12 protein-coding genes are annotated in these 14,693 nt (G+C 66.4%); 11 read left to right on the top strand and 1 reads right to left on the bottom strand.

The features are described from left to right. Positions 1–70: 70 nt before the first annotated feature. Positions 71–682, bottom strand: a complete 612-nt coding sequence (gene tssJ, locus E4A48_RS09275; protein WP_039004878.1) for a type VI secretion system lipoprotein TssJ — start codon at positions 680–682, stop codon at positions 71–73. A 384-nt stretch (positions 683–1,066) separates the two neighbouring features. Here tssJ and E4A48_RS09270 point away from each other — a divergent pair, with 384 nt between their 5' ends. From E4A48_RS09270 to E4A48_RS09220, 11 genes are all read left to right on the top strand, one after another. Continuing rightward, a complete protein-coding gene (locus tag E4A48_RS09270) occupies positions 1,067–1,555 on the top strand; it encodes a tetratricopeptide repeat protein (RefSeq protein WP_039004877.1) in 489 nt (162 codons plus the stop codon). 45 nt (positions 1,556–1,600) lie between these two features. After that, entirely contained in the window at positions 1,601–2,101 is a 501-nt protein-coding gene (gene tssB, locus E4A48_RS09265; RefSeq protein WP_003467601.1) for a type VI secretion system contractile sheath small subunit, read from the top strand. Between the two features lie 3 nt (positions 2,102–2,104). Further along, complete coding sequence (gene tssC / locus E4A48_RS09260; RefSeq protein ID WP_039004876.1) at positions 2,105–3,601, top strand: type VI secretion system contractile sheath large subunit; 1,497 nt, start codon at positions 2,105–2,107, stop codon at positions 3,599–3,601. A 141-nt stretch (positions 3,602–3,742) separates the two neighbouring features. Further along, positions 3,743–4,240 carry an Hcp family type VI secretion system effector gene (locus E4A48_RS09255; RefSeq protein ID WP_003467612.1) on the top strand — a complete coding sequence of 166 codons (498 nt, stop codon included), beginning with the start codon at positions 3,743–3,745 and terminating at the stop codon, positions 4,238–4,240. A gap of 147 nt (positions 4,241–4,387) precedes the next feature. Continuing rightward, complete coding sequence (tssE, locus tag E4A48_RS09250) at positions 4,388–4,876, top strand: type VI secretion system baseplate subunit TssE (protein ID WP_019302186.1); 489 nt, start codon at positions 4,388–4,390, stop codon at positions 4,874–4,876. A 2-nt stretch (positions 4,877–4,878) separates the two neighbouring features. Then, positions 4,879–6,714, top strand: a complete 1,836-nt coding sequence (tssF, locus tag E4A48_RS09245; protein ID WP_039004873.1) for a type VI secretion system baseplate subunit TssF — start codon at positions 4,879–4,881, stop codon at positions 6,712–6,714. Further along, positions 6,678–7,769 (top strand): type VI secretion system baseplate subunit TssG, encoded by a 1,092-nt coding sequence (gene tssG, locus E4A48_RS09240; protein ID WP_039004871.1) that lies wholly within the window; start codon positions 6,678–6,680, stop codon positions 7,767–7,769. Before tssF ends, tssG begins: the two co-directional genes overlap by 37 nt. Before the next feature lie 85 nt (positions 7,770–7,854). Next, positions 7,855–10,596, top strand: a complete 2,742-nt coding sequence (gene tssH / locus E4A48_RS09235; protein ID WP_047325149.1) for a type VI secretion system ATPase TssH — start codon at positions 7,855–7,857, stop codon at positions 10,594–10,596. A gap of 31 nt (positions 10,597–10,627) precedes the next feature. Further along, positions 10,628–10,981, top strand: a complete 354-nt coding sequence (locus tag E4A48_RS09230; protein WP_029996228.1) for a hypothetical protein — start codon at positions 10,628–10,630, stop codon at positions 10,979–10,981. Positions 10,982–11,073: 92 nt separating this feature from the next. Further along, positions 11,074–13,836 carry a type VI secretion system Vgr family protein gene (locus E4A48_RS09225; protein ID WP_142742303.1) on the top strand — a complete coding sequence of 921 codons (2,763 nt, stop codon included), beginning with the start codon at positions 11,074–11,076 and terminating at the stop codon, positions 13,834–13,836. Further along, entirely contained in the window at positions 13,811–14,683 is an 873-nt protein-coding gene (locus E4A48_RS09220) for a hypothetical protein (RefSeq protein WP_142743137.1), read from the top strand. Before E4A48_RS09225 ends, E4A48_RS09220 begins: the two co-directional genes overlap by 26 nt. Positions 14,684–14,693: the final 10 nt, after the last annotated feature.

Below are 14,693 nucleotides of genomic sequence, written 5' to 3'. Positions count from 1 at the left end.
CCTCGCGTCCATACCGCAGATTCCTTGCAGACGGACGGGATACTACAACAGCACCGTCCGCAGGCGGGCGCTAGCGCGCGGCGGCGCAACGCACGGAGGCCAGGCTGCTGGGATCGCCCGCCAGGCGGGTGACCAGCGCCGGGCTGTCGGTGGTCAGCGCGCAGGCGTGAATGCCGATGGTGATGCCCTGGGTGGGCAATTCCTTGCGCCGCGTATCGAAGGCCATGCGCCAGCGGCCCTCGGCAGGCGCGCGGAACAAGGCCACCACGCCCAGCGTGGTGGTGCCTTCGGACATCTGCTCGTTCAGTTCATTGCGGGCGCTTGGCGTCAGCACGATCTCGTTGACCGACAGCAGGTCCGCGCCCAGCGCCGCCTGCTCTCCGGCCTGATCGAGGAATGCGTTGAACGCAGCCTGCTCGAAGCGTTGCGCGCTGCGCAGGTGATAGATCTTGACCACCGCGGCGGTGGCGTGCGTGTCGGTGCCCGCATTCAAGTTGCTGCCTGCGAATAGCCGCAGCGGAATCATCGGAGGCGCCTCGGGCTTGGCTTCCTTGATGCCCACTGCCTGCAGGGTCTTGTCCATCGCCTTGCCGATGCCGCCGCTGGCGCAGCCGGACAGGGCCAGCGTGGTCGCAACGAGGGCCAATAGAAAAAAATCGAGACGACGGGCGGATATATTCATGCTTGCTCTGACGTTGCGGACGGAGGGCGATCCGCATCCAGCGATTCAGGAGCCTTCGCCCCCGTGCGGCGCGCCCGATCGCCCGTGCACAGACGCAGAATGGGGCAGACTCTGGCCGGCTTGACGCGATTGTGGGACACCACTATACCCGGTCCTATCCGCGGCTGTACACTTGCCGAACAACGCACAGGCTTGGTTCACTCCGCCTTCACATCGGGGTCGCCAGGTTAATTTCAGGATTGGTTTTCAGAGGAAGTCATGATGACGGTAGTCAAGGGGCTGGTCACATTCCGGCCGATGTTCGCACTCGTTCTACTCTCCGCTCTCGTCGGTTGCGCTTCCGCGCCGAAGAAGGCTCCGCCCCCGTCGTCGTTCGACGCCACGATGTCGCGCGCCGAAGCCGAAGTCACCAGCGGCGGCCCCGAGCAGGCTCTGAAAACCTTCGAAGACGCCGGTCGCGCTGACCCCACCCGTAAGGAGCCGTGGGTGCGCATCGCGCAATTGCAGTTCGACCGCGCCAATTACGCGCGCGCCATCGTCGCTGCGCAGGAAGTGCTGCAGCGCGATCCCAACGACCTGGTCGCTGACGGCGTGTTGACCGTCGCCGGCTTCCGTATCGCCAATCAGTCGCTGCAGCGCCTGCAGGGCCGCGGTGCGCTGGCTTCGGGCACAGCTCGCAAGGAGGCCGAGACGCTGGCCAGCACGCTGCGCGCGACCATGGGCGACGAGATCCTGCAGCCCGACGAGCCGAAGAAGCGCAAGCCCGTACGCAACACCCGCCGCGCCGCGCCGCCGGCTGCGAAAGACGCCGCGCCGCCCAAGGAAACGCCCAATGCGTCGGCCGATCCGTTCCAGAACCTGGGCGGCAACTGACCGGTCATCCGGACTCCCCTAAAGCCTTAACGTCAGGAGACACCCATGGCTAAGAAGGAAAGCATCCAGAAACGTCTGCAGAAGATTCGGCCGCCGCGCGTGCAGCTGACCTACGACGTGGAAAAGGGTGACGCGATCGAACAGAAGGAGCTGCCGTTCGTGGTAGGCGTGCTTGGGGATTTCAGCGGCAATCCCGAACAGCCCCTGGCCAAGGTCAAGGACCGCAAATTCGTCAACGTCGACCTCGACAACTTCGACGAGGTGATGGAGGGAATGGCGCCGCGCGCGGTTTACCGCGTGCCGAACAAGATCAGCGATGCCGGCGGCGAGTTCGGCGTCGAACTCAAGTTCAAGTCGATCGACGACTTCCGTCCCGAGGCTGTGGTCGATCAGGTCGAACCGCTGCGCAAGCTGCTCGAATCGCGCACCAAGCTGGCAGACCTGCGCAACAAGCTGGCCGGCAACGAGAAGCTCGAAGACCTGCTAACGGACGTGTTGAACAACACCGAACAGCTGAAGAAGCTGGGTCGGGAAAAGGAGAAGTAAGCCATGGCCGCAGAGGTTTCGAGTGCCACCCACAATTCGGCGCCCGCCACGCTGGCAGAAACAGGCTTGCTCGACCAGATCGTCGAGCAGAGCAAGGTCGCCAAATCGGAGACCGAGCACCAGCGTGCGAAGGACATCATCTCCGAGTTGGCCAAGGAGGTGCTGGAAGGTACCGTCGTGGTGTCGGACAACCTCAATCTGACGCTGGACGCGCGCATTGCCGAGATCGACCGGATCATCTCCGAGCAGCTGAGCGCGGTGATGCATGCGCCGGAGTTCCAGAAGCTGGAGAGCAGCTGGCGCGGCCTGCACTACATGTGCGAACAGACGTCCACCGGCGTGACGATGAAGATCAAGGTCTTCAACTCGCCCCAGCGGGATCTGGTGCGCGACTTCAAGTCGGCGATCGACTTCGATCAAAGCGCGCTGTTCAAGAAGGTCTACGAGGAAGAGTTCGGCACCTTCGGCGGTGCGCCATTCGGCGCATTGGTCGGCGACTACTATATCGGCCGCCAGCCGGAGGACATGTACTTCGTCGAGCAGATGTCACATGTGGCCGCCGCGGCGCACGCGCCCTTCATCTCTGCCGCGTCTGAATCGATGTTCGGTCTGGAAACCTTCACCGACCTGGGCAAACCGCGCGATCTGGCCAAGGTGTTCGACACTGTCGAATACGCCAAGTGGAAGTCGTTCCGTGAGTCGGAGGATAGCCGCTACGTCGGCCTGACCATGCCGCGTTTTCTCGGGCGGCTGCCGTACAACCCGAAGGACGGCACTACGGTGGAAGGCTTCAACTTCGTCGAAGACGTCGACGCCGCCGACCATAGCAAGTATCTGTGGTGCAACACCGCTTATGCGATGGCCACGCGCCTGACCAAGGCGTTCGAGGACTACGGTTGGTGCGCGGCGATCCGCGGTGTGGAAGGCGGTGGCCTGGTCGAAGACCTGCCGACCCACACCTTCCGCACCGACGACGGCGAAGTGGCGCTGAAGTGCCCGACCGAGATCGCGATCACCGACCGCCGCGAGAAGGAACTCAGCGACCTGGGCTTCATTCCGCTGGTGCATTGCAAGAATACCGATTACGCGGCGTTCTTCGGTGCGCAGTCGGCGCAGAAGCCGAAGAAGTACAACACCGATTCGGCCAATGCCAACGCGATCCTGTCGGCGCAGCTGCAGTACATGTTCGCCGTGTCGCGTATCGCCCATTACCTCAAGGCGATGATGCGCGAGAAGATCGGCAGTTTCGCCTCGGCGCGTAATGTCGAGGATTTCCTGAACCGTTGGATCTCCCAGTACGTATTGTTGGACGACAACGCCGGTCAGGAAGCAAAGGCGCAATACCCCTTGCGGGAAGCGTCCGTACAAGTTTCGGAAGTGCCGGGGAAACCCGGTGTCTACCGCGCGGTGGCCTTCATCAGGCCGCATTTCCAGCTCGATGAGCTGTCTGTTTCGTTGCGTCTGGTGGCCGAACTGCCGGCTGGTACCAAGAAGGCGTAGCGTTTCTTGTTGTCGTAGCGTCGAGGGACGGAGATCCCACTGTTTTGCAGCTGACGCAATGTCCTTCGGGACAGGCAAATAACCGCCAGGCCCCGCCTGGCAAATCAATCTCACGGAAGACCGGAATTTAGGAGACCAGATATGCAGCACGCGTTTCTTTCTATCGACACCATCAAGGGTGAATCGCACGACGACAAGCACACGGACTGGGTGGAGATCAAGTCGTTCTCCCAGGACTTGTTGCAGCCGCGCTCGGCCACCGCCTCCACCGCTGGCGGTCAGTCGGCCGCTCGTGTCAACCTGTCGCCGATCGAGATCGTCAAGTCGATCGATCTGTCCACCACCGCGCTGAATCAGGCGTGCGCCAACGGCACCACCTTCCCCAAAGCCCGCATCGAGTTCATGCGCGCCGACAAGGACGGCAATGCCATCAACTACTACCTGGTTGAGTTGATGAACGTGCTGGTACACCGCGTCACCACGACGGTGGACGAGGACGGCATGCCGCAGGAAGTCGTCCAGCTGAGCTTCGGCGCGATCAAGTGGACCTACAACCAGCAGAAGCCGGAAGGCGGAGTCGGCGGCAAAGCGGTTGCGCAGTGGAGTGCTACCAAGAACATTCCCAACTACACCGTTTGATGTTTGTTTTGCGATGGCGCCTTCGCGCGCCATCGCATTTCCGCGCCGCGCGCAGACACAGGACCGACGCATAGCGGGGCCGCGCCATCCGCTGGTCGCGCCCAGTCGGCAGCAAAGCGCAAGGACGACTTCACGTAGGGGCGGTCAATGAAGGGACTCGAACCCAGTCTGTTGGAAAAATTGTTCGACGACACGCCCAAGTCCACGGGTGGCTCGCATGTGTTCAAGGCCATCTCCATCGACCAGTACAAGGAATCGGTCGCTCGCGACCTGGAAGGCCTATTGAACACCCGTTCGGCCTTCAGCGAAGAAGGCCTCACCGAATTTCCCAATTGCAAGCAGTCGTTGCTGACCTACGGCCTCGGCGATTTTTCCGCGATGAGCCTGGCCAATGGCTACGACCGCACGATGATCTGCCGCTCTCTGGAGCAGGCGATCGCGCGCCATGAGCGGCGCCTGCGCAACGTGCACGTGAAGCTGGAAACCGCCGGCCAGTTCGGCGGCGGCCTGCACTTCACCATCCATGCGTTGCTGGACATGGAGCCGGCGCGCGAGCCGGTGAGCTTCGACGCCATGCTGCAACCGTCCACGCTGCAGTACTCGGTCAGCCGCCTGCGGCGCCAGGCGGCGCCCTGACCATGCAAGACCTGCTTCCCTATTACGAACGCGAACTGGGCTATCTGCGTCGCTATGGGCGCGAGTTCGCCGAGCGCTATCCCAAGATTGCCGGGCGCCTGCAGCTGTCGGCCGACGGCAGCCAGGATCCGCATGTCGAGCGCCTGATCGAGGCGTTCGCGCTGATGGGCGCGCGCATCTCCAAGCGCATCGAGGACGACTACCCCGAGTTCACCGACGCGCTGCTGGAAGTGCTGTATCCGCACTATCTGCGGCCGTTTCCGTCCTGCTCCATCGCCTATTTCGACATGGAAGGCGTGGCTGCCAAGCTCAGCGCGCCGATCCGCGTGCCGCGCGGCAGCTACCTGCAGTCGCGCCCGGTGCGCGGGATCAACTGCCGGTTCCGCACCGCCTACGACGTGGTACTGGCGCCGGTGGCGGTGAAGGCCGCCAGCTACCGCGGCGTGGCCGAAGCGCCGATGGCGGTCAGCCTGCCGCCGGGCACCGGCGCACAGATCTCGATCAGCTTCGAGCTGTTGTCCGACCAGGCCTCGTTCGCTGGTCTGGGCACCGACGCGCTGCGTTTCTTCGTCGACGGCGAGCCCTCGTTCTGCTCGGCGATGCGCGATGCGCTGGCGCTCGGGGTCAAGGCCTCCTATGTCGAGTCCGACGGCAGCGGACGCTGGCGCCGGCTGGCGGAAACCCCGCTGGCGCCAGTGGGATTCGCCGACGACGAATCGCTGATCGATTTCCCGGCGCGTTCGCACCCGGCCTACCGCCTGCTGACCGAGCTGTTCGGCTACCCGGACAAGTTCGGCTTCTTCGATCTTCAGCTCAAGCCGGTGACCGCTGGCGCCAGCCGCTGGTTCACGTTGCACCTGGTCCTACAAGCGACGCCGCCCGATCGCGCCGCCAACCAAGTGCTCGAGGAGTTGGATTCCAAGAACATCCGCCTGGGCTGCACCCCGGTGGTGAACCTGTTCGCGCAGCACGGCGAGCCGATCCGCGTCACCCATCGCAGCGTCACCTATCCGGTGATCGCCGACGGGCGCCGCGCCTTTGCCTACGAAGTGCATTCGATCGATTCGGTGCACCGTATCCGGCAGACTCCGCAGGGCGAGCTGATCCAGGAGTTCCGCCCGTTCTATTCGCTGCATCATGGCGAAGACCCCGAGCGCGCCGGCCAGTATTGGGTGGCGCGGCGCGACGAGGATGTGGCGCGGCAGAGTCCCGGTTACGAAACCGAATTGAGCTTCGTGGACCTGGAATTCAATCCGACCCTGCCGCAGACCGATGTGGTCAGCGTCGAACTCACCTGCAGCAATCGCGATTTGCCCAGCCAGCTCGCCTACGGCATCGCCGGCGGCGACTTGTCGATCGAGGGCGGAACGCCGGCGCGCGCGATCAGCTTGTTGCGCAAGCCGAGCCGGCCACTGCGGTTCCGCCACGGGCGCGGCGCGCAATGGCGGCTGATCTCGCACCTGTCGTTGAATCAGCTGTCGCTGACCGGCAGCGGCTTGCCGGCGTTGAAGGAGATGCTGCGGCTGTACGACATCTCCGGCAGCAGCGTGTCGTCGCGGCAGATCGACGGCATCGTCGGCATCGAGCAGTATCCGGTCACCACCTGGCTGTCCGGCAAGCATTTCGCATCGGTGGTGCGCGGCCTGGAAGTGCGTTTGACCATCAGCGAAAACCATTTCGTCGGGACCGGCGTGGCCGCGTTCGCGCATGTGCTCGACCACTTCTTCGGCCTCTACGTCCACGCCAACAGCTTTACCCGGCTGGTGCTCATTTCCAGCGACACAGGGGAGGAACTCGTCCGATGCTTACCGCGAAGCGGCGAATCGATCCTGGCGTAGCGCTGCAATTGCTGGCCGAGCCGCATCGCTTCCAGTTCTTCCAGGCGATGCGGATTCTGGAGCGGGTGTTCCAGCGCCAGGGGGTCAAGGCCGGTCAGGCCCTGCCCACGCGCGTGCGTTTCCACAACTCGCTGTCGTTGGCGTTTCCGGCGACCGAGCTGGACCCCGTCGGCCAAGCCTATTCGCAGGACGGCGAGCGCCTGGAAAGCGATGCGGCGCTGGCGTTCGCGATCGAGACCGAGAGCCTGGGCGAAGTGCATCTGACCCCGAACTTCATGGGGTTGCTGGGCACCTCCGGCGCATTGCCGCTGCACTACACCGAGACCCTGCACGAACGCGAGCTGTACCAGCGCGACCGTACCCCACGCGCGTTCCTGGACATGTTCTCCAACCGCGCGGTGGCGCTGCACTACGCCGCGTGGAAGAAGCACCGGTTGGCGCTGCAGTATGAGCTGGACCGGCGCGAACGCTTCCTGCCGCTGGTGCTGTCGCTGCTGGGCATGGGCATGTCGGGATTGCGCGATCGCATGGTCGATGGCGGCGGCGACGTCTTCGACCAGGCGGTGGCGTACTACGCCGGCGCCATCCGCCAGCGGCCGATCTCGGCCAAGCTGCTGCAGCGCGTGCTGGCCGACTACTTCAAGGTGCCGGTGGAGCTGGAGCAGTTCGTCGGCGCCTGGTACAAGGTGCCGGCGCAGCAGGCCACGCGGCTGGGCCAGGCCAATGCCACACTCGGGTCCAGTGCGCTGGCTGGCGAGCGGGTGTGGCAGCGCGACCTGCGCATGCGCCTGCGCTTCGGTCCGCTGCAGCGTGAGGCTTTCGACCAGTTCCTGCCCGGAGGCAGCGCCGCGAAGGCCTTGTCGAAATGGCTGACGCTGCTCACCGGCGGCGGGCTGGAATACGAGGTCAAGCTGGTGCTGCGCGCCGAGGACGTACGCGGCTCCGGCGTCGGCGCAGCACTGGGCGTACGCCTGGGCTGGGACAGCTACCTATGCTCGCGCCCGCAGACCCAGCCGCGCGCCGACACCACCTATGGTCTGCATACCCTTCAATAGCCCGGGCGCGAGCCCAACGCCGACGGCAGGCAGTGACGTCGGCGCCACATCATGAAACCGCCAGCATGGAGCGTCCTGTTTTCGCATGAGCATTAATCTCAAGACCCTGATCAGCAAACTCGACGACACCTGCCGGCAGGCGGCCGAGCGCGCGGCCAATCTGTGCATGGCGCGCGGCAACTACGAAGTCGACCTGGAGCATCTGTTCCTGGCGCTGCTGGAGCAACCGCAAAGCGATTTCGTGCTGATCGCGCGCCGCTGCGGCATTTCGCCGGAGACGCTGGAACGCGATCTCAGCGAGGAGGTCGGCCGCTTCAAGGCCGGCAATACGCGCACGCCGGTATTTTCCCAGCACCTGCCCACGCTGTTCGAGCACGCCTGGCTGATCGCCTCGCTGGATTCGGAAACCACGCGCATCCGCAGCGGTCATCTGCTGCTGGCGCTGCTGACCGAGCCGGACCTGTCGCAGCTGGCCTACCGCGGTTCCAAGCAGTTTGTGAAGATCAAACTCGATGCGCTCAAGCACGACTTCGCCCGCCTCACCGAAGGCTCGCAGGAAGCCGGGCAAAGCCTGCGTTTCGCCGATGCCGGCCAGGCCGACGCCGGCGGCGACCCGGTCGATGGCCTCACCGGCGCGCCGGACGGCAAGGGCGGCCTGACCAAGACCCCGGCGCTGGACCAGTTCACCACCAACCTCACCCAGCGCGCCCGCGATGCGCAGATCGACCCGGTGATCGGCCGCGACGGCGAGATCCGCCAGGTGATCGATATCCTGATGCGGCGGCGCCAGAACAATCCGATCCTCACCGGCGAAGCCGGCGTCGGCAAGACCGCGGTCGTCGAGGGGCTGGCCCGGCGCATCGCCGAGAAGGACGTGCCGGACGTGTTGCAGGGGGTGGAACTGCATGTGCTGGACATGGGCTTGCTGCAGGCCGGCGCCAGCGTCAAGGGCGAGTTCGAGAACCGGCTGAAGAACGTCATCGACGAGGTCAAGAAAAGCCCGCACCCGATCATCCTGTTCATCGACGAGGCGCACACGATGATCGGCGCCGGCGGCACCGCCGGCCAGAACGACGCGGCGAACCTGCTCAAGCCGGCGCTGGCGCGCGGCGAGCTGCGCACCATCGCGGCCACTACCTGGAGCGAATACAAGAAGTACTTCGAGAAGGACGCGGCGCTGGCGCGGCGCTTCCAGGTGGTCAAGGTCGAGGAGCCGAGCGAGACGCTGGCCGCGGCGATGCTGCGCGGCATGGTGCCGCTGATGGAGAAGCACTTCGGCATCCGGGTGATGGACGAGGCGGTCACCGAGGCGGTGCGCCTGTCGCACCGCTACATCAGCGGCCGCCAGCTTCCGGACAAGGCGGTCAGCGTGCTCGATACCGCCTGCGCCAAGGTCGCGCTCGGGCAGAGCGCCACGCCGGCGATCATCGAGGACACGCGCAAGCACCTGGACCGGCTGGCCGCGGAGCTGGCCGCGTTGAACCGCGAGACGTCCGGCGGCGCCCGGCACCACGATGCGCGCGTGGCCGAGCTACTGCAGGCGCAGGAAAGCGCACGCAAGGTGCTGGCCGACAACGAGACGCGGCTGGTGCGCGAGCGCGAACTGGCCGAGCGCATCGTCGCCCTGCGCGCGCAGCTGGAAGCGGCGCCGGCCGCCGCCGAACCCGCGGCTGCCGGCGCCGCCGCCGCCAAGCCGGCACGCGGCGCGGCGAAGCAGGTCACCGCGGCGGCTTCGCCGCAGCACGCGCAGCTGGACGCGCTGCTCGCCGAGCTGGGCGAGCTGCAGGGCGAAACCCCGATGGTGCCGCTGCAGGTCGACGGCGGCGTGGTCGCCGAGATCGTCTCGGCCTGGACCGGGGTGCCGCTGGGGCGCATGGTCAAGGACGAGATCCGCACCGTGCGCAACCTCGACAGCCTGCTGGTCGAGCGCGTCATCGGCCAGGACCATGCGCTGGCCGCGATCGCCCAGCGCGTGCGCACCGCCACCGCCAAGCTGGAAGACCCGAACAAGCCGCGTGGCGTCTTCCTGTTCGTCGGCCCGTCCGGCGTCGGCAAGACCGAGACCGCGCTGGCGCTGGCCGACATCCTGTACGGCGGCGAGCGCAAGCTGATCACCATCAACATGAGCGAGTACCAGGAAGCGCACAGCGTGTCCGGGCTGAAGGGCTCTCCGCCTGGCTACGTCGGCTACGGCGAGGGCGGCGTGCTGACCGAGGCGGTGCGGCGCAACCCGTACAGCGTGGTGCTGCTGGACGAGGTGGAGAAAGCGCACCCGGACGTGCTGGAGATGTTCTTCCAAGTGTTCGACAAGGGCGTGATGGACGATGCCGAAGGCCGCGAGATCGACTTCCGCAACACCTTGATCATCCTCACGTCCAATGTCGGTTCCTCGCAGATCATGCAGGCCTGCCTGAACAAGCCGGCCGAGGAGATTCCGGCCGCCGACGCATTGGCCGAGGCGTTGCGCCCGATCCTGATGCGCAGCTTCAAGCCGGCCTTCCTCGGCCGGCTGAAGGTGGTGCCGTATTACCCGATCAGCGACGACGTGCTGGCGCAGATCATCGCGCTCAAGCTCGGCCGCATCCGCGACCGCGTGGCCGCCAACCACAAGGCCGCCTTCCAGTGGGACCAGAGCCTGGTGGAGGCGGTGTTGGCGCGCTGTACGGAGGTGGATTCGGGCGCGCGCAACGTCGACCACATTCTGAATGGGACGCTGTTGCCGGAAATCGCCGAGAGCGTACTCGCGGCGATGGCCGAAGGCGGCAAAATCAACGCCATCAAGGTAGGCGCCGGCAAGAACGGCGCGTTCAAATACAAGTTATCCTGACCCCCGCAGTCCATCACCAAGGAGGAACACCATGGATTTTTACGGATACAACCGCGCCAAAGCCATTGCCCATTGCGACAGCCTGGCCGTGGGACGGGCAAGCCGCCAGACCGACAGCCTTCGCAGCTGGAACCGCCTGCGTCCGGAGCACGTAGTCGAACTGCTGAGCAATGCCGCCGCCGACGCGCGCGCCGATGCGCGCGCGCTGGCCTCGTTGATGGAGCGCACTTGCTGGCGCATCAATATGCAGGTGCCGACGCAGGGCAAGGCCAACCAACTGGTCAGCAACGTGCGCGAAGTGGCAATCACAGCCGCCGGCCGCGAGTTCAAGCTGCAATGCACCGAAAGCCCGTCGCTGCAGCTCGAACGCATCATCGCCGCCTGAGCCGCTTCACCACGCGCCACCCTCCAGGCCGCGCTCGCGCGGCCTTTGGCCGCCAGGCGCGGGCGGCCGATCTGTAATCGCAAGGAGCACATATGGACCCGGTCGCTACAGTACTTTCCGCGCTGAGCGCCGCCCCGCGGCAGCAAGAACGGCTGCTGCGGTTGCACACCCCGTTCGGCCCCGACGTGCTGGTCGCCGAGACCCTGGACGGCCACGAGTCGGTCGACGGCGGCGGCTTCCGTTTCGACGTGGGCGCACTGTCGGCCAACGCCGGCCTGCCCCTGGACGACCTGCTCGGCCAGCCGGTGCTGCTGGAACTGCTCACCGCCGAGTCGCGCAGCGCGCTGCGCCCGTTCCACGGCCATGTCACCGCGTTCGAACGGCTCGGCAGCAACGGCGGCCTGGCGCGCTACCGGCTGGTGGTGGAGCCGTGGCTGGCGCTGCTGGCCCAGCGGGTGGACAGCTACGTGTTCCAGGACATGAGCGTGGTGGAGATCGCCGAGAGCGTGTTCGCCGACTACGCCGAGCAAGGCGCGCTGGCGCCGGCGTGGCGCTGGGAGCTGTCCGACCGCAGCACATACGCCAAGCGCAGCCTGACCACGCAATACGAAGAGACGGACTTCACGTTCCTGCGCCGGCTGCTGGCCGAGGAAGGCATCGCCTATTGGTTTGAGCACACCGGCGCCGCCGACAGCGACACGCGCGGCACGCACACGCTGGTGCTGTCGGACCACAACGCCGCCTTCGCCGCGCTGGGCACGGTGCGCTACCACCGCCACGACGCGACCGAGCAGCAGGACAGCGTGCAGCAGTGGTCGCCGGCGCGGCGCTGGCGCACCGCCACGCTGTCGCGGGCCAGCTGGGACTACCGCAGCCTGAGCCTGCGCCCGGCCGGCGCCGAAGCCACGCCGCTGGGCGACATCGACGCCGCTGACGTGGACACCGCCGGCCCGTACGCCTGGCAGGACAGCACGCGCGGCCAGCGCCGCGCGCAGCAGCAGCTCGATGCGCAGCAGGTGGCGGCGCAGACCATCGAGGGCCAGGGGACCTGGCGGCAACTGGCGCCGGGCACGCGTTTCGGGCTGAGCCAGCATGCGGGCGTGGCGGCCGATGCGGCGTTCCTGTGCCTGCAGGTGCGGCACCAGGCGCGCAACAACCTGGGCGCGGAGGTGTTCGACGCGCTGGAGCAGTCGCTGGGCGCGGTGGCGGTGGCCGGCGCGCCGCTGCCACCGGCGCTGGCAGGCCTGAGCGGCGGCGATGCGCCGGCGCAGGACGACGCTGAAGTGGAGTTCTATCGCAACCACTTCACCGCGTTGCCGGCGACGGCGACCTACCGGCCGCAGACCGAGGATGGGCATGGCGTGCGCCTGCATCCCAAGCCGACGGTGGCCGGCACGCTGAGCGCGATCGTGGTCAGCGACGGCGGCCCGGTGCAGTCCGACCGCGACCACCGGATCAAGGTGCAGTTCCCGTTCCAGCGCGGGGCCGACGCCAGCAGCGCGCTGGCGCACCCAGCCGGCGAGGACAACGCGCCGGGCAGCGCATCGGCGTGGACCTGGGTGCGGGTGATGACGCCGTGGGCCGGGGACAACTGGGGCGGGGTGGTGCTGCCGCGCAAGGGCCAGGAAGTGCTGGTGGGGTTCCTGGAAGGGGACATCGACCGGCCGGTGGTGATCGGCAGCGTGTACAACGGGCGCGGCCAGGCCGACGCGGCGCACAACCAGGTCGGCGGCGGCGGGGCCGGGGCCACCGGCAATGCGCCGGCGTGGTTCCAGGGCAACGCGCACGGCGCGGTGTTCACCGGGTTCAAGAGCCAGGCGCTGGCGCAGAGCCAGGACGGCACCGGCGGCTACCAGCAGCTGCGGCTGGACGATACCCCCGGCCAGGGCCGCGCGCAGCTGTCGACCACCCAGCACGCCAGCACCTTGACCCTGGGCCACCTGAAGGGCGGCCGCGACAACCTGCGCGAAGGCGAGCGCGGGTTCGGGGCGGACCTGTCCACGCAGGCGTACGGCGCGGTGCGCGCCGGCCAGGGCCTGCTGCTGACCAGCGAGTCGGGCCAGCCGCAGTTGGCGGCCAACGAGGCGCTGTCGCAGTTGGAACAGGGCGAGCAGCTGCTGCAGGCGCTGGCCGACGCGGCCCGGCAGCAGCAGGCGCAGTTGCCGAACGAGGCGGCCACGCTGCCGGCGCAGGACGGGCTCAAGACCCTGCAGGCCAGCCTCAAGGCGACCCAGAGCGGCAGCGCCGCCAGCCAGCTCCAGGGCGGCGACGGCCAGGCCCCGGGCTGGAGCAGCCCGGCCCTGCTGGGCAGCGGCAGCGCGGGCGTGATGAGCCTGACCCCGGCCGACCAGGTGTGGGTGTCGGGGACGCAGACCGCGCTGCTGGCCGGCACCGCATTGAACTGGGCCAGTCAGGCGCAGCTGGTGCTGGCGGTGGCCGGGGGGCTGGTGCTGTACACCCAGGGCAGCGACCCGGTCGCCGGCAGCCCCAACCAGGAACGCGGCATCGCCCTGCACGCCGCGCAAGGCACGCTCAGCGCCCGCGCGCACAGGAACCACGCCAAGCTCGCAGCCAAGACCCAGGTCAGGATCGTCAGCACCACCGCCGACGTCCAGCTCGCCGCGCCGACCAAGCACCTGCTGGCCACCGCCGCCGGCGCCTACATCAAGCTGGACGGCGACGACATCGAACTGGGCGCGCCGGGGACGATCGAGTTCAAGGGCGGACATCGGGTGTGGACGGGGCCGCAGGGGGCATCCATGAGCCCCGTGATGCCATCCGCCAGCCACAAGCTGTGTGAATACACCGCGCTGGCCGCGGATTCTGCTGGTGCTGGAACGATGGGAGCGGCGTGACGTGCAGCGCTGGCCCATCACTGAAAATACATTTCTTGAATACGATTTTGCCGTCGTCAATCCGATTCAACTGGACGATGCCGGGTGGGAAGACTTGCCGAACCTTCCGATCGTGCCTAGCCGCTATCAGTCGCAAGCGCAGCTTTTCCCGCGGCTGATCGATCTTGGTCAGCTGGATCGGCACGCCCGTATGGACTTGTTCGAGCGCCACGTTTCACTGCATTCCTTCGCACAGGTCTTCTACTTTTGCATCCTCCTGAAATCCGCCGCGCCAGCCGTCGGTGTGGCGGGGCATCTGGCCCGCCAGATGCAGCAATACGACACGGTCCGGCGGATGCATGACGTAGTGCGTGTCCACGACGCTCGCGTGCTTCAGCATCTTGACTGGATACTGAGCGGGGAACAATGGGAGGCCTTGCTCGGCCCGATCGATCGGCTGGCGTGGCCCCAGGAGTGTCCGATCTGGACCCACCGCGAGAAAACCTCGCTCGCCACGACTGCGCCATTGCATCTGACGTTCTCTGCCGATCAATGGCGACAGATTCTGAGGTTGTCGGAACTCAACCAATGCCTGGCACGCCTCGGTCGTCTCATCCCTGATCTGGAAAAAAGCAACAGTACCGCGCAAAAAGTGGATCGCCTGCTCGTCAAGGCACTGCAGACCTACGGTTTGCGGGATCGCCGCGATCGTGCGCTGTTCGTGGAGCAGGCGTTCCAATTCGGGGAAGGCATTCACGAGCAACAGGAGGTGCGCCGGAAACTGGAGCGGGCCTGCGAAGGTGAAGCATCGTATGTCGGCCTCTGTGCCGAAATGACAACTCCGCTGCGGCCGCTCGCTGGCGCGTGATGAAGAAAGG

It is taken from the genome of Xanthomonas translucens pv. cerealis, from assembly GCF_006838285.1.
In the GTDB taxonomy this organism is placed as follows: Bacteria; Pseudomonadota; Gammaproteobacteria; order Xanthomonadales; family Xanthomonadaceae; genus Xanthomonas_A; species Xanthomonas_A cerealis.
The sequence above is the reverse complement of the archived record's forward strand: the minus strand, read 5'-3'. Positions and strand labels throughout refer to the sequence as shown.